This is a genomic window from Shewanella sp. 125m-7 (assembly GCF_052977045.1).
In genome coordinates this window covers 1-22341 of sequence record NZ_JBRILQ010000060.1, presented here as the reverse complement: position 1 = coordinate 22341, position 22341 = coordinate 1, and the positions used below count along the sequence as shown (strand labels likewise).

At 45.3% G+C, this 22341-nt stretch carries 19 protein-coding genes and 1 pseudogene; 6 read left to right on the top strand and 14 right to left on the bottom strand.

The window, feature by feature from the left end; translation table 11 throughout:
* The first annotated feature begins 707 nt into the window (after positions 1–707).
* The 4 genes from ACVBIL_RS19260 (at position 708) to ACVBIL_RS19245 (ending at position 6275) form a co-directional block, all read left to right on the top strand.
* Entirely contained in the window at positions 708–2228 is a 1521-nt protein-coding gene (locus ACVBIL_RS19260) for a YifB family Mg chelatase-like AAA ATPase (RefSeq protein ID WP_447168554.1), read from the top strand.
* A gap of 455 nt (positions 2229–2683) precedes the next feature.
* Positions 2684–4207: an EAL domain-containing protein gene (locus tag ACVBIL_RS19255; protein ID WP_447168553.1), complete on the top strand. Its 1524-nt coding sequence runs from the start codon at positions 2684–2686 to the stop codon at positions 4205–4207.
* A 210-nt stretch (positions 4208–4417) separates the two neighbouring features.
* Positions 4418–5323, top strand: coding sequence for an acyltransferase (locus ACVBIL_RS19250; RefSeq protein WP_447168552.1), 906 nt, complete (start codon positions 4418–4420; stop codon positions 5321–5323).
* A 7-nt stretch (positions 5324–5330) separates the two neighbouring features.
* Entirely contained in the window at positions 5331–6275 is a 945-nt protein-coding gene (locus tag ACVBIL_RS19245) for an acyltransferase (RefSeq protein ID WP_447168551.1), read from the top strand.
* Between the two features lie 85 nt (positions 6276–6360).
* On the opposite strand, the gene ACVBIL_RS19240 is transcribed toward ACVBIL_RS19245, so the two are convergent.
* The 6 genes from ACVBIL_RS19240 to ACVBIL_RS19215 form a co-directional block, all read right to left on the bottom strand.
* On the bottom strand, positions 6361–7452 hold the full coding sequence (locus tag ACVBIL_RS19240) for a branched-chain amino acid aminotransferase (RefSeq protein WP_447168550.1): 1092 nt from the start codon (positions 7450–7452) through the stop codon (positions 6361–6363).
* 286 nt (positions 7453–7738) lie between these two features.
* Positions 7739–9007 (bottom strand): BamA/TamA family outer membrane protein, encoded by a 1269-nt coding sequence (locus ACVBIL_RS19235; RefSeq protein WP_447168549.1) that lies wholly within the window; start codon positions 9005–9007, stop codon positions 7739–7741.
* Positions 9004–10305, bottom strand: a complete 1302-nt coding sequence (locus ACVBIL_RS19230; protein ID WP_447168548.1) for a DUF4056 domain-containing protein — start codon at positions 10303–10305, stop codon at positions 9004–9006. Before ACVBIL_RS19230 ends, ACVBIL_RS19235 begins: the two co-directional genes overlap by 4 nt.
* Entirely contained in the window at positions 10302–11210 is a 909-nt protein-coding gene (locus ACVBIL_RS19225) for an alpha/beta fold hydrolase (protein ID WP_447168547.1), read from the bottom strand. Before ACVBIL_RS19225 ends, ACVBIL_RS19230 begins: the two co-directional genes overlap by 4 nt.
* A gap of 60 nt (positions 11211–11270) precedes the next feature.
* On the bottom strand, positions 11271–12164 hold the full coding sequence (locus ACVBIL_RS19220; RefSeq protein ID WP_447168546.1) for a virulence protein: 894 nt from the start codon (positions 12162–12164) through the stop codon (positions 11271–11273).
* A gap of 252 nt (positions 12165–12416) precedes the next feature.
* Positions 12417–13763, bottom strand: a complete 1347-nt coding sequence (locus ACVBIL_RS19215; RefSeq protein ID WP_447168545.1) for an esterase/lipase family protein — start codon at positions 13761–13763, stop codon at positions 12417–12419.
* A gap of 242 nt (positions 13764–14005) precedes the next feature.
* On the opposite strand from ACVBIL_RS19215, the gene ACVBIL_RS19210 reads away from it, so the two are divergent.
* Positions 14006–14614 carry an outer membrane beta-barrel protein gene (locus ACVBIL_RS19210; RefSeq protein ID WP_447168544.1) on the top strand — a complete coding sequence of 203 codons (609 nt, stop codon included), beginning with the start codon at positions 14006–14008 and terminating at the stop codon, positions 14612–14614.
* A gap of 100 nt (positions 14615–14714) precedes the next feature.
* Here ACVBIL_RS19210 and ACVBIL_RS19205 read toward each other — a convergent pair whose 3' ends face one another.
* A complete protein-coding gene (locus tag ACVBIL_RS19205) occupies positions 14715–16199 on the bottom strand; it encodes a Na+/H+ antiporter NhaC family protein (protein WP_447168543.1) in 1485 nt (494 codons plus the stop codon).
* 180 nt (positions 16200–16379) lie between these two features.
* On the opposite strand from ACVBIL_RS19205, the gene zapB reads away from it, so the two are divergent.
* Positions 16380–16583, top strand: a complete 204-nt coding sequence (gene zapB, locus ACVBIL_RS19200) for a cell division protein ZapB (protein WP_447168542.1) — start codon at positions 16380–16382, stop codon at positions 16581–16583.
* Positions 16584–16592: 9 nt separating this feature from the next.
* Here the strand turns inward: zapB and ACVBIL_RS19195 are convergent, their stop codons facing one another.
* From ACVBIL_RS19195 to ACVBIL_RS19165, 7 genes and pseudogenes are all read right to left on the bottom strand, one after another.
* The gene (locus ACVBIL_RS19195; RefSeq protein WP_447168541.1) at positions 16593–16808 is read right to left on the bottom strand and encodes a DUF1107 domain-containing protein; all 216 of its coding nucleotides are present in this window, start codon (positions 16806–16808) and stop codon (positions 16593–16595) included.
* A gap of 821 nt (positions 16809–17629) precedes the next feature.
* Positions 17630–18241 carry a thiol:disulfide interchange protein DsbA/DsbL gene (locus ACVBIL_RS19190; protein ID WP_447168540.1) on the bottom strand — a complete coding sequence of 204 codons (612 nt, stop codon included), beginning with the start codon at positions 18239–18241 and terminating at the stop codon, positions 17630–17632.
* A 129-nt stretch (positions 18242–18370) separates the two neighbouring features.
* Positions 18371–19399: a serine/threonine protein kinase gene (locus ACVBIL_RS19185; protein WP_447168539.1), complete on the bottom strand. Its 1029-nt coding sequence runs from the start codon at positions 19397–19399 to the stop codon at positions 18371–18373.
* A gap of 84 nt (positions 19400–19483) precedes the next feature.
* Positions 19484–19780: a DUF3630 family protein gene (locus ACVBIL_RS19180; RefSeq protein ID WP_447168538.1), complete on the bottom strand. Its 297-nt coding sequence runs from the start codon at positions 19778–19780 to the stop codon at positions 19484–19486.
* 39 nt (positions 19781–19819) lie between these two features.
* Positions 19820–21307, bottom strand: a complete 1488-nt coding sequence (locus ACVBIL_RS19175) for a protein adenylyltransferase SelO (RefSeq protein ID WP_447168537.1) — start codon at positions 21305–21307, stop codon at positions 19820–19822.
* 1 nt (position 21308) lies between these two features.
* Positions 21309–21602: a hypothetical protein gene (locus ACVBIL_RS19170; protein ID WP_447168536.1), complete on the bottom strand. Its 294-nt coding sequence runs from the start codon at positions 21600–21602 to the stop codon at positions 21309–21311.
* A 188-nt stretch (positions 21603–21790) separates the two neighbouring features.
* A pseudogene (locus ACVBIL_RS19165) lies at positions 21791–22341 on the bottom strand (hypothetical protein); the annotation flags it as partial.

Below are 22341 nucleotides of genomic sequence, written 5' to 3'. Positions count from 1 at the left end.
AGTGCGTTGGAATAAATTGCGTGATGCCGACAGGGATGTCGGCGTAGCTTTCGCGGGGCAGGATGCCCCATCGGAAGTAAACCTGGGGTCAGAGTAAAATAAACTCTTCACTGCTTTGTACTCTGCTAACCATAACCTCACAGTTACCAGGTTCACCCAACCATACAGAGAACACCATTTCTCCATCGAAGTTGCCGAAGTGCGTTGGAATAAATTGCGTGATGCCGACAGGGATGTCGGCGTAGCTTTCGCGGGGCAGGATGCCCCATCGGAAGCGTTAGCAATTTATCCATAAGCATGAGGATCAACAACTTCGTCGGGGCGCTGGGGGTTTGTTAAGGGGGACAAGCGCTTTCCCCCTTGGCTCGGGTGTGGGCGAAGCGCCACGATGTTAATTGTTAGACGCAGTCTAACGTAAGCTCAAGCGCAGCTTGGTACTCTTATTGTGGGATGGAATTCCACGACTTTAGTTGTTAGACGAAGTCTAACTTAGAGGTCAGGCGCAGCCTGATGCATTACCAATGTGGAGCGAAGCACCACGACCCTTTATCAAACGAAGTTTGATTACTAACAATTGTTAGACAAAGTCTAACTCACCAAAGTCCAACTTTGCTGACGCCTGAGCAAAGTTGGACTTTGGTGACGCCTGAGCAAACCCCAAAACTTTAGCTAAACTAAAACAATCCATAAAACAAAAGGATTTGTTTATGCCTATCGCCTGTGTCGCCACCCGTGCCAGCTACGGTGTCCAAGCCCCTGCTGTACAAGTCGAAGTCCACCTTAGCAACGGACTGCCCGCATTCAACCTCGTAGGACTGCCCGAAGCCTCGGTCAAAGAAGCGAAAGAGCGAGTGCGTAGCGCACTCATTAATGCAGGGTTTGAGTTCCCGATGCGCCGCATCACAGTTAACCTTGCACCAGCAGATTTGCCAAAACATGGTGGCCGCTACGATCTACCTATCGCCATCGGTATTCTCGCGGCCTCAAAACAAATTCCACTCAACTCTATCGAACAACATGAGTTTGTCGGTGAACTGGCGCTATCTGGCCATGTTCGCTATTGCCAAGGCTTGCTACCAGTCATCGTCGATGCCAGTAAACAAAACACCACCTTAGTACTGCCGGTGGATAATCGAGAAGATGCCGAACTTGTCGGCTTTGAAAAGGTGCTATTTGCTACTCACCTGCAATCTCTCGCCGCCTACCTGCACGGCCAATCACAACTGCCCAGTATCGACCTTAATCTTGAATGGCTGAGCCAAGATAAAACTGAACCGCTATCTTGTATGAGCGAAGTCGTGGGGCAACATCAAGCAAAACAGGCGTTAGAGATAGCCGCCGCTGGCAACCATAATTTGCTGATGCTTGGCCCTCCTGGCACAGGTAAAACCATGTTGGCCAGCCGCATGATGCAGTTACTGCCACGCCTAGCTTATAGCGAAGCCTTAGAGGTCGCTGCGATTCACTCGGTTGCCGGGCACAATATTAAGCCCGATAACTTTTATCGACGTCCTTTTAGGAGCCCACACCATACCTGCTCGGCAATCTCTTTGGTGGGCGGCGGTGCCCAGCCTAAACCCGGCGAAATATCCTTGGCCCATAGAGGCGTGCTGTTCTTAGATGAAGTAGCCGAGTTTCCCCGAAAAGTGCTCGATTGTTTGCGTGAACCAATGGAGACAGGTGAGGTGAGTATTTCGAGAGCTGCGGCAAAGTTGACCTTTGCCAGTCGATTTCAGTTAATCGCTGCGATGAATCCAAGCCCTTGCGGTGACGCGGACAACGGTAGATCCAGTAATGAGCAGATCCAGCGCTACCTGTCGAAGTTATCCGGGCCGTTTATCGACCGATTCGACTTAACCATAGACGTGCCTAAACTGCCATTAGGTGCACTCAATAGCCACAACAACCAGGCCGAAACCAGTGCCACGATAGCTAAACGCGTACAACAAGCGCGCGAGACGCAACTCGCTCGCTCTGGCGTACTCAACAGCGAACTATCGGGTAAACAGCTAAAACAAGATGCTAACTTTGATGATAAAGACCTGATTTTTTTAGAGCAAAGCGTTAATCAACTCGGCTTATCGGTGCGCAGCTATCATCGTTTACAGCGTGTCGCACGTACTATCGCCGACTTACAACAACAATCCAATGTTAGCCGCTCTCACATCGCTCAAGCCTTAGGCTATCGCGCCATGGATCGATTGCTCGCCTCATTATCGAGGCAATAACCTCTCCTCATTTGTGGTAATCACCACAGATTTACCAGAGAAAAATGATAAGCCATTAATTTAATAAGGATTAAAAATAACGGCAACGAGCCCAAACCAATGATCTGCTTTGAGCTTGATATGAGTAACTGCGATATTGACTGATAAATTCAATAGATTGAAAAAAGCACAAATAAGATACATGTTAATATCGGCATAAATAAGTTGATTCAAACCGCAGATTACAGTAAATTCCGCCAGCTTCGTTAACGCGATGATATTGAAGTAGCAAACATTTATTTACTTAGATCCTACTTAGCCAGCGCTTTTATAGCATTAGTGCCTACAAGAGCAACCTTGTATAACGCGGCTGAAAATAGTAACGAGCTGTTTGCTCACCATCCCTACCAGCTAATCACAAGCTAATGGCTATCATCTTTTATTTAATATTTTCTTATAGTTAGTAAATCATAGCCATGCCGCGTAAATTTAAATATAACAGTCAATATGCCGTGAAATCCCTTGCTGCGGGGCTCATTTTTATCGCATTGCTGGCAACGTCTCTTGGTTTAAGCCATTACCAACTCACTCGCCAGCTTACCGCTGTGGCCGTACAACTGGATAATGAGTATCAAACTCGCTTGATCGCTGCAAAAACGCAGATGAAAGCAGTGCAAGCAATGCTCAATAAAGAACGAGAAACACACTGCTCTGAAGCAGCCATAGATTCGCTGAAACAGAAGCTGTTCGAACAAAGTGACCAACCTGTTCCCTGGGTTAAATTTAATGATGAAAAACTTATCTGCTCGGCAATTGGCCGCAGGCCAGTTCCTAAAGGTAGTCGGCTATTAAGCCGCGATATAGACGGCCACGCGCTGTTTGATGGCGAGGACAACCGTACCTTTAACAAACAAAGAACGATTTATGCTAGCGCGGCAAGCAGCACTGCTCATATATTTGTGCCTGTACAATCGGCTGATGCTATCAACACTATTTTAGCCAATTGCCAAGTCTGTGGTGGCATCGATATCAAGGTGAATGGCCATGATTGGGTAAGCCGTAATACAGATTGCAATCCATTTTCCAGTATCAAATATCAAGCCGAAAATTCTAACTTTGAATATACGTTAACTGCCAATGAAACCGCTAGAAACCAGCTTTGGTTAACCATTTTTCTGTTACTGCTGATCCCGGCGGCGCTTTTCGCTTGCACGCTATACCTGTTTCGCGAACGCATATTTAAATTTTATTGGCACCGTCGCTTCGCCTCAGCATTAAAAAATGGAGCCTTTTACTTAGCCTATCAGCCCATTATCGATACTGATAACAAACAAGTCTTTGCTGTAGAAACGCTATTAAGGTGGAAAAAAGCCAACGGAGAGTGCAGAGACACCAGCAGCTATATAAAAATACTTGAACAAGATTCCATTATGCAGCACCTGACTCAGTGGATGATAAGCACAGCACTGAGTGAACTGAAGTCTTTACTCAGAAGTAACCAAATTGCCAGATGCAGTATCAACATCAGTGCCAAGCAGATTGAGCAGGGCAATATACTCGCCTACCTGCAATATTTGGCTAACAATGGTCATCCGATCGATCAGTTATGCTTTGAGCTAACTGAGCGTCAGCCTGTTGAATGTTGGCAAGTAATGCATGAATTTATTGCAGGCTGCAAGCAGCTGGGCTGCCGGTTTAAACTTGATGATATGGGGGTCGGTTATGGTGGCGGTATGCTTATACAACAATTGGAGTTCGATTGCCTAAAGATTAATAAAGCCTTCACCAAAATACTCTCAACTGAAAACAGCCAGCCATTAGTGATCCGCTCGTATGCCACTATGGCTAAAGAGATGAATGTTTCTCTTATCGCTGAAGGGGTTGAAACCCAGGAGCAAGCCGAGCAACTTAACAAGCTCGGGATTCATTTACATCAAGGCTGGCTCTATTCAAAAGCCTTACCCGCAACGGAACTCAGAGCTTACCTTCTCAATCATTAAAATAAGAATCTAAGCCCTGGCATTGCTGGGGCTTAGCCTGTAGTGGTGACGATTTTTCATAAACAGGTATCACTCATGCTGGCAATTAATCACAAACGTCCCCTAAGCACTAATAGACTGCACCGTTAATCGTCGAAATTTAACATCTAGATTGAGACCAACCCTGACAACGAGTACTATAAGTCTCCAATTTTTTTCTTGAGGTTGTTAATGGGCGCGATAGTGTCACGCATTAGGGGAAGCTTTGCCTTCTTGTGTTATTTTATTAACACGCTATTTTGGGTCACTCCAATATTAATCATGAGCATTTTTAAGCTCATTCCTTTACCTGTGACTCGCAAGGCCTGCACCTACTTCCTCGATTTTTGTGCCAGTGCTTGGATCAGCGTCAATGGCGTTATAGAGAACCAGTTACATCCAATCAAGCTCACTGTTGAAGGTGATACAGAGCTGTCTACCAAAGAGTGGTACATGGTTATCGCTAACCACCAGTCTTGGGTAGATATCCTAATTTTACAGCGAGTTTTGAACCGTAAAATCCCCTTCTTAAAGTTTTTCTTAAAACAAGAACTGATCTTTGTGCCCGTGCTTGGGCTAGCTTGGTGGGCGCTCGACTTTCCTTTTATGCGCCGCTACAGCACCGCACAATTAAAGAGAAACCCTAAACTACGCGGCAAAGATATCGAGATCACTCGTAAGGCTTGCGCTAAATTCAAGAATAAACCCGTCAGTGTAATGAACTTTGTTGAGGGCACCCGCTTTCATCCTAGTAAACACAATAAACAGAACTCACCTTTTTCTCACCTGCTTAAGCCTAAAGCTGGCGGAATGGCTTTTGCACTTTCAGCGATGGGCGAACACATCGACAAATTAGTCGACGTTTCTATCTATTATCCCGGTAAAGTTCCGACCTACTGGGAGTACATTAGCGGCCAAGTAAAAGAAGTGAGAGTTCATATAGCGGTTAATAATATTAGCGATGAACTGCGCGGTGATTATATTAAGGACCGTCAGTTTAAAATTCAATTCCAGCAAGAGTTAAACCTTATCTGGCAACAGAAAGATCAGGTACTAGCCCAATTAGCACAAGCAGAAAACACCCGAGAAGAGGCATAAGAGCAAGATGTTAAACTTTTTACCTGCACCTATCTTATATTTTATAAGCACCCTGTTATTGATCATTAATACGGCTTTATGGGCATCACTGATCAGTATTGGTGGCATCGTTAAACTGCTACTGCCATTTACCCCTGCCCGCATTGGCTTAACCCATGTCATGAATCGCTTTATGTGGGCCTGGGCCAGCTGTAATGGCGGCATTTTGTATCTACTTGCTGATATTGAATGGGATATCGAGGGGCTAGAGAACCTCGATAAGAACAGTTGGTACCTACTGATCAGTAACCACCTCAGTGGTTTTGATATTGCGGCGCAAACTTATGTGTTACGTAACCATATTCCCATGCTCAAGTTTTTTCTTAAAAAAGAGCTTATGTATGTGCCGTGCTTAGGCTTGGGTTGCTGGGCACTGGATATGCCCTTTATGAGCCGTACTAGCCCAGCTAAGTTAAAGAAAAACCCTAAGCTCAAGGGTAAAGATTTAGCCTCGACTCGCAAAGCCTGTGAAAAATTTAAAACCATGCCTACGTCTATCATCAACTATGTTGAAGGCAGCCGTTTCACCGAAGAAAAGCATGCGCGCCAAGACTCCCCCTACCGCTATCTATTACGCCCTAAAGCTGGCGGCATCGCCTTTGCCCTTTCGGCAATGGGTGAGCAGTTCACCAATGTCCTCGATGTGACGGTTCTTTACCCTGAAGTATTTAAAAAAGATGCCTTATATGAAGTAATGCATGGCCGCATGAAGAAGATTGTCGTGCGCGTAAAAGTACTACCTGTGCCTGAAGTGGATAATAAGCGTTATTTTTCTGAAGCTGCTTACCGCGTCGACTTTCAACGCTGGCTCAATGGGCTTTGGGAAAGGAAAGATGAAGAGATCCACCAATTGATGCTTAAGCATAATGCTTCTAATGAGCATATTGTGCATAAGAGTCAAGACCATCAATAGTTAAGCTTCTTACGATCAGTATCAAGCCCAATAAAAAAGGCCGCATTTAACATGCGGCCTTTTTTGGATTGTGTCGCAGAAGCAATTAAGCTTGTACACGCTTTACGTGCTGAACCCAGCCTTCAGGCCCTTGAATATGGCCTTTTTGGATCTCAGTTAACACTTTATAAATTCGCTTAGTGTGCTCACCTACTTCGCCGTTTCCAACCGTGACGATGCGGTTATCTTCAAAGATATAAGAGCCTACTGGCGAAACGACAGCAGCTGTACCAAAGCCCCCCGCTTCAATAATCTCACCCGACTCGATGTCACTAATAAATTGATCCAGCATCACTGTCTCTTGGCGTACGCCGCAGCCCAGTAACTCGCCCAAATCGAGAATAGATTGTGAGGTAATCGACTTTAAGATAGTGTCGGTAAATTTAGGGATAATAATGCTGCCGTCTTTAAGCACGTGGAAGTGGTTCATCGCGCCCACTTCTTCAATCTGCTTATTGTTAGCATCCAAGTACAATACCTGCGCTGCGCCATATTCTGCCGCAGCCTTACCCGCCTTAAGTGATGCCGCATAATTACCCGCAGCCTTTGATGCGCCAGTACCACCAGACACTGCACGGTGAAAACGCTCGCTAATCAGCAAGCGAATCGCCTTATCAAAGCCGTCGCTATAGTAAGGGCCGCTTGGGCTTAACATCACACAAAAAGTGTATTGCTCACTTGGGCTTACCGATAAACGATCTTCAGTGGCAAAGATAAACGGGCGGATATAAAGGCATGCGCCTTCTTGCATTGGAAACCACAAACGGTCCACATCGATCAAGGCGTTAATCGCATCAATCTGCATCTGCTCTGGCAATGCTGGGATACAGAGAATGTCGGCTGAGCGATTTAGACGCTCAGCATTTTTGTCGATACGGAAGGTGTATATTTCGCCATCTTCGTGCTGAAAGGCTTTAGCACCTTCAAACACTGACTGACCGTAATGCAGAGCAATGGCGCCCGGTGCGACTTGAAAGGGGCCATAAGGAACGACTCTAGGATCTCGCCACTCACCGTCGCGATAATCCATTAAAAACATGTGGTCAGTTCTGAGGTTACCGAAGCCAACGTTGCTTGTAGGCTTAAATTGCTCGGTACGGCGCTCTAACGCAGGTTTTAAGTTATAAGTTATTTGCATTGTATACCACCTTGATTACTGACTGAGCAGCCTATCAGTGGTCATAAAAAAGTCAAGCAAAACGGGGGCTAGCTTGAAGATCTTCAATATTACGGATACGAAAAAAAATCTCAATTTAACAAGGCATTTATATGCTTTTAAAATTGGGGGTTAAGCGGCGCAGGCTTTTTTGCGTAGCCAAGGTGCTTCGCTAGCATTTGATGTTCAGGCCACGGCACTGCATGCACTGCAACTCTTACGAGCCCTTTTCTTTCTAGCATCTTTACGTTCAACCTAGCAGACAAGATTAAAACGCTTCGTTTACGTTAAAATAAAAGCCTGTATCACCGTCACCCCAGGCCATATCTAACCTTAAGTTCACGCGTGGTTTAACCTCGAAGCGATAGCCGATACCGCCATTGGGTAAAATTTTATTGCCATCAAATTCACTTATGTCATCAGCAATCACACCGGCACCGCCCCAAAACACCATGCCATGACGCCCAGGTAAATTAAGCCGATATTCCACTTGCGTCATCAACATCTGTTTATCACGGTAACGCCCCGATGTATAACCGCGAAGCAGGTCGCCACCTCCCGCCTTAGACAATTGATCCCATGGCACATCGCCGCTGGTGAAGCGCCCGCGAACCTGCCAAGCCAAAATATCTTCATCACGACCGGTCTGCATGTATTCGCTATACAAGGCGTTGTAGACATCAAAATCTGTTTTACTGCCTAAATACTGACGATAAAAGGTGGCATCAATTTCTAAAATACGCCCCGATTGCGGGTTTAATACATTGTCTCGACTGTCATGATTAAGTAACAAGTTAACACCAACACTGCGTGAACTTTCATCAAGAATCTCGGTATCGACATCTGAGTCTAACAAGTTAATTTTACTGGCATCGGCGTAGCTAAAGTCAAAGCCTACACCCACAAAGCTCGTCGGGCTCATCCGCTGCAGCAGCATAGGGTTAATCGAGATAATCCGCTGGTTAAACTCTACTCGATTAATCTCTTGATGATTAGTGTCATAACCCACACCGTAAAAAACATCCGGCGCATCGAAGACTTCAGCGTTCAGGTAAAAACGCTGCTGGTCTTGATTGATAAAGGTCTTGTTAGCAACCGCCACACCTAATGCACCATTAGTTGAGGCAAGACCATTGATCACTAACGATGACAGCTGGCTGACTTCGTCATCGGGATCATACTGATACAAACCTACCGCTGAGATCCCAACCCCTAAGTCCATCTCAGGATTATAAAAAGGTCCCGGCAGATAACTAAAATCGATCAGTTTATCTGGATCAAATTCACCGTCTGCACCCAGTGTTTGCAAGAAATCCTCTAGCCAACCTTGCGACGCTTTTTCATCAGCTTCGCCCTCATTGACGACAGTCGCTTCATTCCCTGCAACTTCATCCGCAGCTAGGTCATTAACAGCCTCTTCAGCCCACGCTGGCGTGCTGATGCAAGCCAAAAAGGCCGCCAGAGCAGAGGTTCTGCTCATCAGTAAGATTTTATTCAAGCGGCGAAATCGACCCTTGCTCAAGTGATTTAGCTTCATTTAGGCTCCTCTGGGGCAACGGTCTCACTGGCATCATCTAGCTGTTGATGCTGGCGCAGCTCTATCTCATCTTGCGCTTGGTTATATTGACTAATTTGGTAGAAATCAGCTTGAGTAAAACCGTCTTGCCAAAGCTTTACAGGAATATGCTCAAAGCTGTGTTTGAACTTATCGGCAACCATTAGCTTTTGCTGCGCAACCTTATCAATATCAATACCGTGAACGGTGCGGCTTAATGATAAGTTGTGTGCTTGATGCTCGGACGCAAACAACTCCTCAACCTCACTCCATTTAGCATGGGGCTCAGCCAACGATTTAGGCACTAAGAAAGGCGACTGCTGATCGCCTAATTTATAATGACGTTTTAGCAGCATAAACTTACTCGGTAATGGCTGCTGTGAGTCCCACCAGTGGCCATCAATCACATCAAATAGCGCATTGGTTTGCTTAATCGAAACCGGATCAAGCCAATTAAGCGTTGCCGCTAACCATTGAGTCATATGCTGGTTATACAGCTCTTTATTCATCGCTAGATTATTATTAATCAGCGCTAAAGCAATTTTAGCCCCAAGCATATTGGAGTAGAGATCTTCTGGCGAGTAGGCCGATACCGTTTCAGACCAAGGCGCCCAGCTACGATAACCATGCCACTGAGCAACCTCATGGGCTTCGGCCATAAAGTAAGCCAGTCTCACCGCTATTGCCCCAGCGGTTTCCCAACGCTGACGCGGACTCAACTGAGCAATATCAAACTCGCTTAGCTCAATCGTTCTAGGACCAATCTCATCAGGTAGCGTAATGCTTTGCTGCTGCCCAAGTTTTGGATAGATGCGGTAAAACAGCGCGATAGCATTGTCAGCCGTGTCGCGTACATGGGCCAAATCAATAAAGCCGCCTTGCAGCGTATACATCTGGCCATTGTTTTCAGTACCACGGCTACCATTGGGGGCATCTTTTTGATAACTAAAAGTACCCGCCTCATAGGCGTGTGGGCCTACTTTATCGACGGCTAAGGTATTGGCGTAGCGAAAAAAAGGGACCGGTATAGGGCCTACAGTCACCTTTTGCGCATTACCAAAGGCGCAGCAAGGACGCACCGCCTCAGGAATGCGCACTAAAGGCAGCTCTTGCAGCTCTATCGCATGCAATAGGTTTAAGTCTGGCTCACTGTCTAATGCCGCCTCGATTGCAATATCACTGGGCAGCGCGCGTACTTGCCAGTCGCTGCTGCTACATGCGCCAAGGACAAAAATGGCGACGGCACTCACTGTGCCCCGGGTAAACAAACGACTCATCATTGTACAAATGCCTTAATGGTTTGACTGACAATCTCGGGGTAATCATTACTGAACCCATGGGCGCCCTCTGGGATCACCACTATCGGGGCACTTAAGTAGTCAGCTAATTCGATACCAGAACTAAGCGGGAAGACTTTGTCATTCTCGCCCCAAATCAGCACACTGGGAGGTAGCGAGTCGACGGCTATATTGGCAGCTATTCGATCTCTATCTGCGGGCAGTCCCTCGATAAGCGCGCGTTTCTCATCTAGATGACGTGCAAAGTATTTGTCATAAATACTCGTATCGATGAAGCCGGGATACCAAGGGAAATCAACAAAAGTCGCATCGAGCAAGCGTCGCATCTGCTTTGGCGTTTCTGGCACAAAAATATCGCGAGGATCGCTAACGTCAAAACGCTGATTCATCTGCGATAAGTCACTGTCAGAAAACAACACTCCTGGACTTGCCAGCAATATGGCTTTATCGACCTTAGGTTCGTTGATCATCAAATCGAACGTCACAAAGCCACCGTAGGAGATGCCAACCACATTAACCTTATCAAGTTGTAACTTGCTAATAAGCTGCATCACAGCCTTGGTCTGGGTCGCAAGGCTAGGCGCCCCTTGACTCACTGACTCACCAAACCAAGCAAGATCAGGAGCAATGACTCGATAATCACTACTGAGATCGAGCATTACCTGCTGCCAGCTGGTGACCGCAGTACCGCCAAAACCATGGATTAACAGTATGGTTTTACCCTCACCGGCCTGCCAATAATTGAGCTCACCGCCCTCTTTGAGCATCATTTTACTTTGCTCAAAGCCAGCCGTTTGTAGCTGTTTTTTCTCACGAGAATCAATCATATCAACGGCTGAGCAGCCACCAATCAATAACGTCAACAGCAATATATAGATCGTGCGCATACTCTTACCCCAACATATGTTTCAACTCGTAGAACAAAAAGCTCTTAACAATAACGTCGCTTAGAAGCGATAGCCTAAGCTCATCATGAAGCTACTACGGGTACCGATACCAAATTCCATTAGTAAATCAACGTTCTTAGTCAAGCCAACCTGACCACCAATCAAGCCGTTCCACTTATCTTCAAGATGCTGGTTAACCTCAAATTTGGCATCGCCAAGGGGAAGGCCGATATCACGTAAATAACCACTGAATGTTTGCTCTACGTTTTGATACATGGCGCCGACCCAGATTTGGATATCATGGTTGTTGTAGCTGGTGCGATAACCCGCGCGAGGAGACACCACAATACTGCTGATCTCACCATCAAGAATATTCAAGTTGGTGTTGGTGTAATTGACATCCAGCAAAGCAAACCAGTTGTCGATACCACCGACTAATGTTCCGCCTACGCCATAGGTGGTGCCTTTAAAGTCCAAGACAAAATCAAAAGCTGGGCTAGTAGCATTACACGGACTGACGGTGCACATCCAAGGCGGTAACAGTGAAGACCAATCGGCCTCTAACTGAACGTTTGCCACACTGCTGCCTTTGGTGTGGCCTATCACGCCATAAAGATTCAAAAATGGTAGCACCCAAACATCGCCTCTCAAGGTCAGGGTTTCTGAATCTTGCACCGCTTCACTGCCCTTGATACTGAGCATGTCGTCTAAACCACCTAAACCACTAAAAGCAACAGAATCAACGATCAAGGGTTGATCCATCGTCATGTAATTGACTGAAAAGCCGTAAGGCTTAGGCAACTCATGACCTAAATCCATCGCCTCTTGTGCCCAGATAGGGAATGTTCGGTCGTAGCGCGCCTCTAACGGTTCGCGCTCAATTGACTGAGATAAAGCAGGAGAAACAAAAAACAGCACCGATAGTGCTGTCAAAATAGTAGTAATTTTAAGCATGTATAGATTGAACCTTACCTGAAAATTAAATTGTCGATGTTAAGAATCTAAAGAGGGTTTATCGCTGAACGCGTTGGCAGGAGATAAATAACGTAGATTAATTATTACCCATCAAGCTGAATTCAATCTGAAACCATCTTTGTTAACACTCAGCTTTAGAGTAAATACTCAAAACATAAATAGATCATAACGTGTTAACTAACTAAAAACTAATCTGAATTTTTTTTAGCTCATCATTAGTGAAAATAATGGTTAATCATCCACTAAATGAGAAAAATTTCCACCTTGGTCAGGATCAACTAAGGTAAATGTATTTGGGCTGATCTGGCGCTTTAATATGATATCAACCATGGTGGTTTGGTCAGCCTTTAGCAGGTTTTGTACTTGGTCAGGATCGGAATGAAATTCAACGCTGCGGTAATAACACATGCCATTATTGGGCCTTGGCTCGACCCTAATGCCTATCTTGCCATCATTCACTTTAGCCACTTTATCGGCGTCGATATAGAGAGTCAGCACATGGTTATTATTATGGTTTTTCTGCTTATCAAGCATAAAACCCCGTTTAAAGTTGCCCGGTAAAAAGTCCGATCCTGATAGTAAGATGATATCGAAATCCTCTACAGGCAAGCCGCTATCATCGATCACTCGCACCACCAGCATACCGGCACGCACGCTACGCTTAACTGACAAGGTTGACTGCTGCATCTCATCTGCTAGTTGTTGATACTGCAGCTGATTAGTCACCATTAAACATTGCTTGATGCGCTGAACCACGGGCTTTGTATTTGCATTACGGCGGCTTACCGAGCCCATAATGCCCTTCTTACTGCCGCTATGGCTTACGCCTTTTATCACTTCAAAAGCAGTATGCTGCTTAGGCTGAGCATGCTTAATCAACTTAAGTTTGGCGACACAGCGAGTGTCAAATCCATCGCAGGTTTGCGCTGTTTGCTCTAACTGTAAATGACTAAAATTGAGGTTAGCGGAGGCGACACGGACCACGCCATCAGAGCCTTTTTCTGCAGTATAACTATTGAGGTAATCATAAAACTCAGCATCGATAGTGTCGCCCGTTAACACAAATGGCAGCGGACCTTCGAGGCTATAATTTTCCAGCCAGTGCAAATTCAATTGATGCTGACCATTACTGCCTAGCTCCAACCAATCTAAGATCTGCTGCCCCGGCTCTACGCCAAAGAAAAAGCTTTTGATACGCCCCACCCGTGATTTCCCTAGCTGAGCAAGGGCTGAGCCATGGTTGGCCGGCGCTAACATAATCAAATGGGTAAGAGGACAACTGGCAAGCTTGTTACCGCTGAAGAACATCTGTAGCCACTGACGTATAACTGGGGCCCCTGTAGAGTGAGTGATGACTGCAAACGGCTTGTCGTTAAGCAATTCAATTCGCGCATCATTGAACGCTTTGGCGATATCCGTTAAGCGAACTTCATCATCGAAGCTGATGTAACGCCCTAGATGAACATGGCGAATAGTGAGATTAATATCATCCGCCAGCAGCTTAACTAACGCTTGGGGCAACTGTGCGTAAGTGTCTGTATTAGTAACGCTCCATCCATGAACAAAGACCAATTCCATTGTGACCTCGATAAGGTTTAACTTGCCATTAGATGACAAAAGACTTCGACTTATTTATATAGTACAAATTAGCTAATTAATTATTTTCAACAGCTTAACAGGCTGCGTTCAGTTTCTATATATCAAAACACTCAACAACAACCTTTGCTAATATCATTCAGTTATTATTCAGCTAGCCTCCCCTATGATGTGTCCAACAAAACGCAACACCTAAACAATTTTACCTAGTGTGGGAGCACAACATGAAAACTAAATCACTTATCTTAGCGTCTGTAATGGCAACTGCAATTTCGGCACCGACTATGGCTGCAGACTGGTTCATAGGTGGCGGTGTTGGCGCCCAGCAAAACTCTTACAAAGGTTCTAGCCAAGCAAACGTAGACCCTGGTTTTAACGCTGAACACTTTAAAGAAACCGAAAATAATGTCATTTATGAAGCAAGAGCCGGTGTTTACTTAAACGATGCTAACCGCATATACGGTACTTACTCTTATAATTCAGATGACTTTAGCCGTCAGCAAAGCTTTTTAATGTCTTATGACTACTTAGTGGGCCTAGGTGACAGCAATAAACTGAACTGGTTTATTGGTGCAACAGCCGGTGTTAACCACATCAGCCCTGAAACAAATGCAGTTAGCTCAGATAACCGCTTCGTCTGGGGTGGTCAAACCGGTCTAATGTATAAGATTAATGACCAACTAAGCGCAGAAGTTGGCTACCGTTACCTGAAGCAAGATTACGATGCTAGCGTAACGTCACCAACACCTACGCCAATGAACATTGCCTCTACTGAATCCGCTTCTCTAAATGATAGCCAGCAACTATATATGGCTGTTGACTACCGCTTCTAATACCCAACAGTATAAGCAGCTCTGTTAACACAATAAGGCCGCCAACTCACTGAGTTGGCGGCCTTATGCTATGTGCTATAACCGATAAAACTTGCTGCGACTAAATAATCGCAACTCGCTCACTTTGGTGTAACTTTTGATATGCCACCAGCATAGAGACTGCGACAATAATAACGGCTAACCAGCTCCATGCTGTTGCGATTTCAAGATTAACTAACTGAAAGCCAACCAATGAGCTTATCCCTGCAATAATGGCAAAAGGCAATTGAGTCATCACATGGGCATGAGGATCACAGCCCGAACTCAGCGCACTAATTACGCTGGTGTCTGAAATGGGTGAGCAATGATCGCCAAATACTGACCCTGCCATAACTGCGCTTAACGCTGGTAGTAAAAGAGTAGGCTCAACCGTTAATGCCACCTCCGCGCCAATCGGGATCATAATGGCAAACGTTCCCCAACTTGAACCTGTAGTGAAAGCCATAATCGCACACAGTAAAAAGGTGCCAGCCACTAACATCTGCGCCGATAAGAACTGCTCTGCCCAAGTGGCAAGTAATTTGGCAACCCCTAAATCGACAATCACCGCACCTATCATCCAAGTAAATAGCAAGATTGAGATGGCGAAACTCATCGCGCGCACACCAGAGCCCAGATCTTCGAGCAATTGCGTGATACTGCGGCCATTCAATTTCAACATGAATAGCGCTAACAAGGTTGCGATTAAACAGGCATTACGCATGGCAGCGCCAATATCAGCCGCCGTGATCCAATCGCTTAAGCTCGAACCCTGTGCATTGCTGGCGCCCGAATATAAGGTTAATCCTATTGATGCCAGTAATAAGGTCGCCATAGGTAAACCCAATGACCAGGGACTTCCAGCATCGACATCCGCACTCGCTTCTAACTCAGTAGAATGAGTTTCAGAGTTAAACCCAATACCAAACCAAGCGATAAGCAAAGACAGCAAGATCACCGTAATGGCGTAAAAATTCATTTTGGCTATTTCAATAAATGATTCTAACGGAGTGAGTGGCAGTAAGGTGATGCTGGCCAAAATTGCCATCACATAAGGCCCCCAGCTAGAAAAAGGCAGTAAAGCACATAAAGGCGATGCATTGGAGTCCACGAGGTAAGCAATCTGCTCACGAGGCATCCTGTATCTCTGACTTAACGGCTGACAAACATGGCCTACGGCTAAGCAGCTAAATATGCCATCAATAAATACCACCCATCCGAGCAACACAACACCAACTCGCGCTTGACGACCACTTTTAATCCGGTGATACAGCCAATCGGCAAACAGCTTAACCGCTCCTCCACGAGAGAGCAGTTGTGTCATCATCCCGAGTAACACCATGGCGGCAAGGACATTTAAATGCCAAGCCTGCCAATGACCATCACGATAAAACTGGCTCCAAGCCTTGTCGGCCATATATATCGCAGTTTCAGGCAAGTTAAACCCAGATAAAATAAGTGCGCCAGATACGACTCCAACACCTAAGGCAACTAAGGTTCTGCGCAGAATGAGAGCCAAACTAAGGGTTAATAGCAGTGGAATAAGTATCAGGAAATTGCTGGTCATTGCCACGATCCAAGAGGAAATAAATAGAAGAATACTAACGACTTAATAACAAGTGCAAAAAAAAAACGTTTTTAACAATTTTATTGAAGATTTTTTCTCCACTTAGCATAATTAACTATTCACCAATGCCACGTCGCTGCTAGAATCGGAGCTATCATCTCGCTATCAAAGGGACTCGCCATGAGCCTTGAACTATTATCGAAATTGGAAACAAAAATCCAAGCAGCACTTGAAACTATCGAGCTACTAAAAATGGAGCTTGAAGAAGAGAAGCAAACAAGCACTGGCTTGTCTGAGCAAAACCAACAGTTACAGCAAGAGCTTAACTCTTGGAACGAGAAAGTGACTGGCCTAGTTGGTCTGCTCAACGAAGAAATAAACTAATTCCTAACGTCATGCCGTTGTCTGCATGACGTTATTTTGAGTCTCAATCAATTCATTGAGCTCTAAAATAGCCTGCTTAACTTTAGGCAGGCTTTTTCTTGGTAATAAAAACCTTCCTTTATCAAATTCTAATCGACCTAAGTCTTTCACCCAGATAACTCCGGTCAAAAAAATGCGCGCATGTTTTACGATAATTTTTGGTGCATAGACAGGAAAAACTCTCACAAGACCTCCCCACAACTTTAGTTTGTTGTTATTTATTTTTTAATTGGACAGGCATTTTACCGTGAGAGTTGCATTTATTTGAGGATTTATTTGTAATAATTTAAGTGAAAATGTTACGAGAAAAAATTTACTAAAACTATCAAGATGATAAAGAACACCAGAAATATACTGTTACGCTAAATTGTCACTTGCCAGTTTTTTGACATCCTGTTAACGTTTAACGGTTACTCAGGGTAACGTTGAGCTTATAGCTCCATAGCCGTACTTCTTGCGACCAGGAAGTGCGGTTTTTTTATGTCTATGATTTGGTGAAGAATTAGAAAAAGTTAAAGAGAAATACAGTACGCATAGAGCAAAGAAAGCGGCAAACAGGGTTTTCCACCCTGTCGTTCTTAAATAAAGAGCGCATAACTCTCTATGAAAAGATGGCCAGACACAAATCCCTTCCTACGCAATCCCTGCGTTCAGGGATAAGTACTTCCATGTACAACTACCTAGGCTATCCATCCATGGCAATCTACAAGAAAGAGCGCATAACTCTCTATGAAAAGATCGCCAGACACAAATCCCTTCCTACGCAATCCCTGCGTGCAGGGATAAGTACTTCCATGTACAACTACCAAGGCTATCCATCCATGGGCCTTGGCATAACTCTCTATTGCAAGATGCCAGACACAAATCCCTTCCTACGCAATCCCTGCGTTCAGGGATAAGTACTTCCATGTACAACTACCAAGGCTATCCATCCATGGGCCTTGGCATAAGTGTTCCAGACACAAAAAAAGGAGCCTATTGGCTCCTTTTTTATCTAGCGTCGTAAATTACTTTTGCGTCGCTAAGTAGTAGGCGATATCAAGTAGCTCTTGGTAAGACTTGATTGCACCGGTTTCAACACGGTATTTACCGTTAACAACCAATGCGGGTACGCCTGCGATTTTGGCATTTTCTGTATCACGCTTCATCTTAGACATCTGTGCGTTTACCATAAATGATTTGGCCGCCGCATCAAATGCTTTAGGCTCGACACCGTTAACAACAAAAACGGCTTTGATATCATCAAGATTAGTGAAGTTTTGCTTCTTATCTTGAATCGCTGAGAAAAGGGCTTGCTCGATTTTCTCTTCAATCTTTAGCTGATGTGCGATAGCGAAAGCACGTGACATCTCTACGCCCATCTCACGACCGATAAACTCAACGTGGTTTTGCTTGAAGGTAACACCTTCTGGCAAAGTTGCTTTAATCTTCGGCACCTGCTCTTTAGCGAAGGTATAGCAATGTGGGCAGTAAAAAGAAAAGAACTCCGCAATTTCAGGCTTAGCCGTGCCAGGACCTTCGTTAATTACCGTGTAATGCACACCCTCTTCGTACTGAGCTGCCATCGCTGCCATGGGTGCCATCAATAGTGCAAATGCGACCAATAAAGCTTTTTTCATCTTGATTCCTTTTGATGCTTACGCAGCATCACGCTAATTATTTAGGCATAACATAATGTGCTTTGGAGTCGACCTCAAGCGCAAAAGTTCATTTTTCTGTTACAAAATACGAGTAACCATCGTTTAAAATCAATATTGTGGAATTAAACTGAGCGGTGGCTCATTGAGTACAGCCAGCTGCTCTTTAAAGGCTAAAATCTGCTGTTCCCAATATTTACCTTCCGCAAACCAGGGGAAGTTCATCGGAAAAGCAGGATCGCCCCAGCGTCGGCTGAGCCATGCGTTATAGTGCAGCATACGCATAGCACGTAAGGGCTCTATCAGCTGTAACTCACGACTATCAAATTCACAAAACTCTTCGTAGCCTTCTAGTAATACCTCAAGCTGCAATAATTGCTGCGGTCTATCCCCGGCAAGCATCATCCAGAGATCTTGCACAGCAGGTCCCATCTTGGCGTCATCGAGATCGACAAAGCCTGGGCCATCTGGCGTCCACAATATGTTGCTCGGATGCAGATCGCCATGCAGTCGTATCGAGCGATAGCTCTCTGGTAACCACAATGCCGAGGCTTTTTCTAAGATCTGCTCAACGACAGTAAAATAGGGCAGTTCCAAGCTAGCAGGAATATGCCCTGACGCTTTAAGCCAACTCAGTGACTCTTCACCCAGTAACTTTGGTGACATCACATCGCGGTATTTAAAGTCAGCCTGCTTTGAGTATTGGTGAATACGGCCAATAAAACGCCCCACCTGTTCTAACTGGTCAAGGTTATCAACCTCAAATGCACGCCCGCCAATTGATGGAAACAGCGCAAAGCGAAACCCTTGGTATTCATGCAGTGACTTACCATCAATAATCACCGGCGTAGCAATAGGTACCTCATGCTCAGCAAGCGCTGCAGAGAAGTCATGCTCTTCCTGAATTTGCGCATCGCTCCAACGTTCTGGGCGATAAAACTTAACCACATAACGCAGGCCTCTATCACAACGGAACTGATACACCCGATTCTCGTAGCTGTTTAACGCTAAAAGACCCGTTTCAGGATAGATCCCTAAGGTTTCAATCGCCGTTAAGATTAAATCCGGCGTTAGCGCCTGATAATGGAAAGCCGAATCGGCCCCTTGCTCCGTTGGTGCTTGAGGAGGCTGTATATTCATATCATTATGCTCAATTGCGAAGGTCTACAGCTCTGCTGTTCGACCTTCAAGCTCTAAAATTCATTTTTGCTTATCCTGCGCTGTTTATTGCAGGTAAGGCTTCATTAACTCGGCAAGGTAAACCAAGACTTCATATTCATCTTCTCTATCTGTCGATAGCCAACAGATATCGCCATAAAATTCATAATGTAACTGCAGATGAGTTCCTTCAAACTCCAGTAACCACTGATGGCGATCTGCCCCCCATTGTCTCTCAACAATCCGGCAATCAATGGCGTTAGCAAAAGGCTCGGCGAACAACTCAAACTGTTCAAAATCGATATCAGCCTGCACCGATAGGCTTAAGGTGTCTCTATCTAGTTTAATCGCCTTTAATTTCATTACAGCCTCATTATTCTTATTATGTTATATCAATTGGCATTAGCTACTGCATGACATGATTAAGCCTTGGCCCCAATCGGGGGGTCGCTTCGCCAAGTCGTCAAATTGCAACTGCTCATCGAACGGTCTTTCTAGCACCTTCTGCAGATCATGTAACGGCTGCAAGTCGCCCTGTTCAACCGCAATGATCGCCTCTTGAGCAAGATAGTTACGTAAAATATATTTAGGATTGACTCGATTACGTGCACTCTGCCATTGCTCTACATCATCAATATTGCCAAGACGTGCTTGATAAGCCTGATACCAAGTATCAAAACCATCAAGATCGACAACATCATCCCGTAAAGCCGAGTGACTCGAGTTAGGATCTAACTGACCCAATCGACGCCAGGTGTTGGTATGGTCTAAATGGTTGCGTTCCATCAGCATCGTGAAGCCACCAATGAGTTCAAGATCATGGCTATCTTGCTCCGCAGCGGTTTCAACTGCAGCATCAGGCGCAGCTTCAATCCCTGGCTCAACGGCTGTTAGACCTAATTTAGCCCGCATTAATATTAAATAATGCTTAACCAACTCCACTTGATATTGATTCAGTGCGGCAATGAGATCGTCCGATGCAATAATAGGCGCTAACGCCTGCGCCAAACGCTGCAAATTCCACAGGCCGACCCCGGGTTGTTGACCAAAAGCATAACGCCCCTCTGGATCGGAGTGATTACAGATAAAGTCTTCTTTAAAGGTATCTAAGAAGGCAAACGGGCCAAAGTCAAAACTGTCACCCAGTATCGACATATTATCAGTGTTCATCACCCCATGAGCAAAGCCTATCGCTTGCCAGTGGGCTATCATTTTAGCGGTATCGGCAACCACTCGTGCGAACCACGCCTTGTAACCAGCAGCATCACAACTTAAGTCTGGGTAATGCTGTTTAATGGTAAAATCTAGCAATCGCTTCAGCTTCTCTGGCGCGCCGCGCTGGCTATGGCAAAAAAACTCAAAATGTCCGAAACGAATATGGCTCTTAGCTAAACGTACCGTGATAGCCGCAGTCTCTTGGGTTTCCCGCCATACAGGCAAGTCAGAACCGATGACGGCTAATGCACGTGTTGTTGGAATATGTAGATGATGTAAGGCTTCAGAAATCAAAAATTCACGTACGGCAGAGCGCATCACTGCACGGCCGTCACCATGACGGGAATAAGGCGTGGGGCCACCGCCTTTTAAAGCCACATCCCAACAGCCTTGAGGACCTATCGCTTCACCAAGAATAATTGAGCGGCCATCACCAAGCTGAGGCGAGTAACCACCAAACTGGTGACCACTATAAACTTGTGCGTAATAGCTAGCCCCTTCAACTTGAGCATTGCCAGACAGACCTTGTAACAAGTCATCAGAGGGCTGCTTTACGCCAATGAGATCCGCAGCATCTTGGCTCCACGCAAGCCAGCTAGGATTGCTTATGCCTAACGGATAAACCTGCGAATAGAACTCTGGTAATTGCTCAAAAAAATCTTGTTTTAGCTGCATATTACTCCTCTGGAGAGATCACGTTTTGACAGCTCAATGATGCTCCTTCAGCTTCGCACTGATAACCACATACATAATGGCCATCGCTATCACCACTTAAACGAATAAGCCCCTTGCCTTTGGCATGGCATTGCTCAATCGTTTCATAATAACCAGTGATAAACTCACCAGACTGCTCAACACTTACTTGAGCCTGGCTGTCGGGATAATACAACAGCGTCCACTCAGGTGATTGAGTACAAGCGATTAAGCCCACTGAAACGGCACCTAACAGACATAACGAACGTAAATTCATGTAACACCTCCTCATCAAGCTAATTCTAATCCAAGGCTAGCGTAATAAATAAAAAGGCGAAGCCCTGAATGTAAGTCAGGAGTTCGCCTTTTGACTAACCAATAGGGTTATTCTACACCGCTTGATTAGTGATTCATTGGTTTTATAGCCAAACAACTTGAAGATACTTTGGCTACAGCAGTTAAACGCTATTTACGGGCTTTTAGCTTAGCTTTCTCAATACGAGTAATTCGCCCTTCAAAACCGGTCACCGTACCATCGGTTAGACCGTACTCTATTGCGGTTTTACAGATTGAAATCGCGCTATCGAACTCGCCGTTATCATTAAGTAACGTCGACAAATGCATCATAGCAATGCCTTTGACTTCGGCATCAGGGTTGTTAGCTTTAAGGCCTTTAACGTAAGCGGCAAACACCTCAAGATAGTCTTGAGACAAACCTGCACCATATTGCACATACTCGCTTTGCTTACGTTGCTTATAACACTCGGCAATCATACCCGCCAACACAAGATGCTTATCTGATGCATCACTTGCAGCAGCGTAATCCCCATTCGCGTTAACCAGCTTAGGATTTGCCCATGATAAGTCGGCAGTCTGAGTGATTGCTTCAGGCTCTGGTTCTGGCTCTGGTTTAGACTCTGGTTTAGGCTCTGCTTCTGGCTCTGGTTTAGACTCTGGTTTAGACTCTGGTTTAGACTCTGGTTTAGACTCTGGTTTAGACTCTGGTTTAGACTCTG

Excerpts from the sequence above, each read along its gene's own strand:
- ACVBIL_RS19260 (WP_447168554.1), top strand. The coding sequence starts at position 708 with ATGCCTATCGCCTGTGTCGCCACCCGTGCCAGCTACGGTGTCCAAGCC.
- ACVBIL_RS19255 (WP_447168553.1), top strand. The coding sequence starts at position 2,684 with ATGCCGCGTAAATTTAAATATAACAGTCAATATGCCGTGAAATCCCTT.
- ACVBIL_RS19250 (WP_447168552.1), top strand. The coding sequence starts at position 4,418 with ATGGGCGCGATAGTGTCACGCATTAGGGGAAGCTTTGCCTTCTTGTGT.
- ACVBIL_RS19245 (WP_447168551.1), top strand. The coding sequence starts at position 5,331 with ATGTTAAACTTTTTACCTGCACCTATCTTATATTTTATAAGCACCCTG.
- ACVBIL_RS19240 (WP_447168550.1), bottom strand. The coding sequence starts at position 7,452 with ATGCAAATAACTTATAACTTAAAACCTGCGTTAGAGCGCCGTACCGAG.
- ACVBIL_RS19235 (WP_447168549.1), bottom strand. The coding sequence starts at position 9,007 with ATGAAGCTAAATCACTTGAGCAAGGGTCGATTTCGCCGCTTGAATAAA.
- ACVBIL_RS19230 (WP_447168548.1), bottom strand. The coding sequence starts at position 10,305 with ATGATGAGTCGTTTGTTTACCCGGGGCACAGTGAGTGCCGTCGCCATT.
- ACVBIL_RS19225 (WP_447168547.1), bottom strand. The coding sequence starts at position 11,210 with ATGCGCACGATCTATATATTGCTGTTGACGTTATTGATTGGTGGCTGC.
- ACVBIL_RS19220 (WP_447168546.1), bottom strand. The coding sequence starts at position 12,164 with ATGCTTAAAATTACTACTATTTTGACAGCACTATCGGTGCTGTTTTTT.
- ACVBIL_RS19215 (WP_447168545.1), bottom strand. The coding sequence starts at position 13,763 with ATGGAATTGGTCTTTGTTCATGGATGGAGCGTTACTAATACAGACACT.
- ACVBIL_RS19210 (WP_447168544.1), top strand. The coding sequence starts at position 14,006 with ATGAAAACTAAATCACTTATCTTAGCGTCTGTAATGGCAACTGCAATT.
- ACVBIL_RS19205 (WP_447168543.1), bottom strand. The coding sequence starts at position 16,199 with ATGACCAGCAATTTCCTGATACTTATTCCACTGCTATTAACCCTTAGT.
- zapB (WP_447168542.1), top strand. The coding sequence starts at position 16,380 with ATGAGCCTTGAACTATTATCGAAATTGGAAACAAAAATCCAAGCAGCA.
- ACVBIL_RS19190 (WP_447168540.1), bottom strand. The coding sequence starts at position 18,241 with ATGAAAAAAGCTTTATTGGTCGCATTTGCACTATTGATGGCACCCATG.
- ACVBIL_RS19185 (WP_447168539.1), bottom strand. The coding sequence starts at position 19,399 with ATGAATATACAGCCTCCTCAAGCACCAACGGAGCAAGGGGCCGATTCG.
- ACVBIL_RS19180 (WP_447168538.1), bottom strand. The coding sequence starts at position 19,780 with ATGAAATTAAAGGCGATTAAACTAGATAGAGACACCTTAAGCCTATCG.
- ACVBIL_RS19175 (WP_447168537.1), bottom strand. The coding sequence starts at position 21,307 with ATGCAGCTAAAACAAGATTTTTTTGAGCAATTACCAGAGTTCTATTCG.
- ACVBIL_RS19170 (WP_447168536.1), bottom strand. The coding sequence starts at position 21,602 with ATGAATTTACGTTCGTTATGTCTGTTAGGTGCCGTTTCAGTGGGCTTA.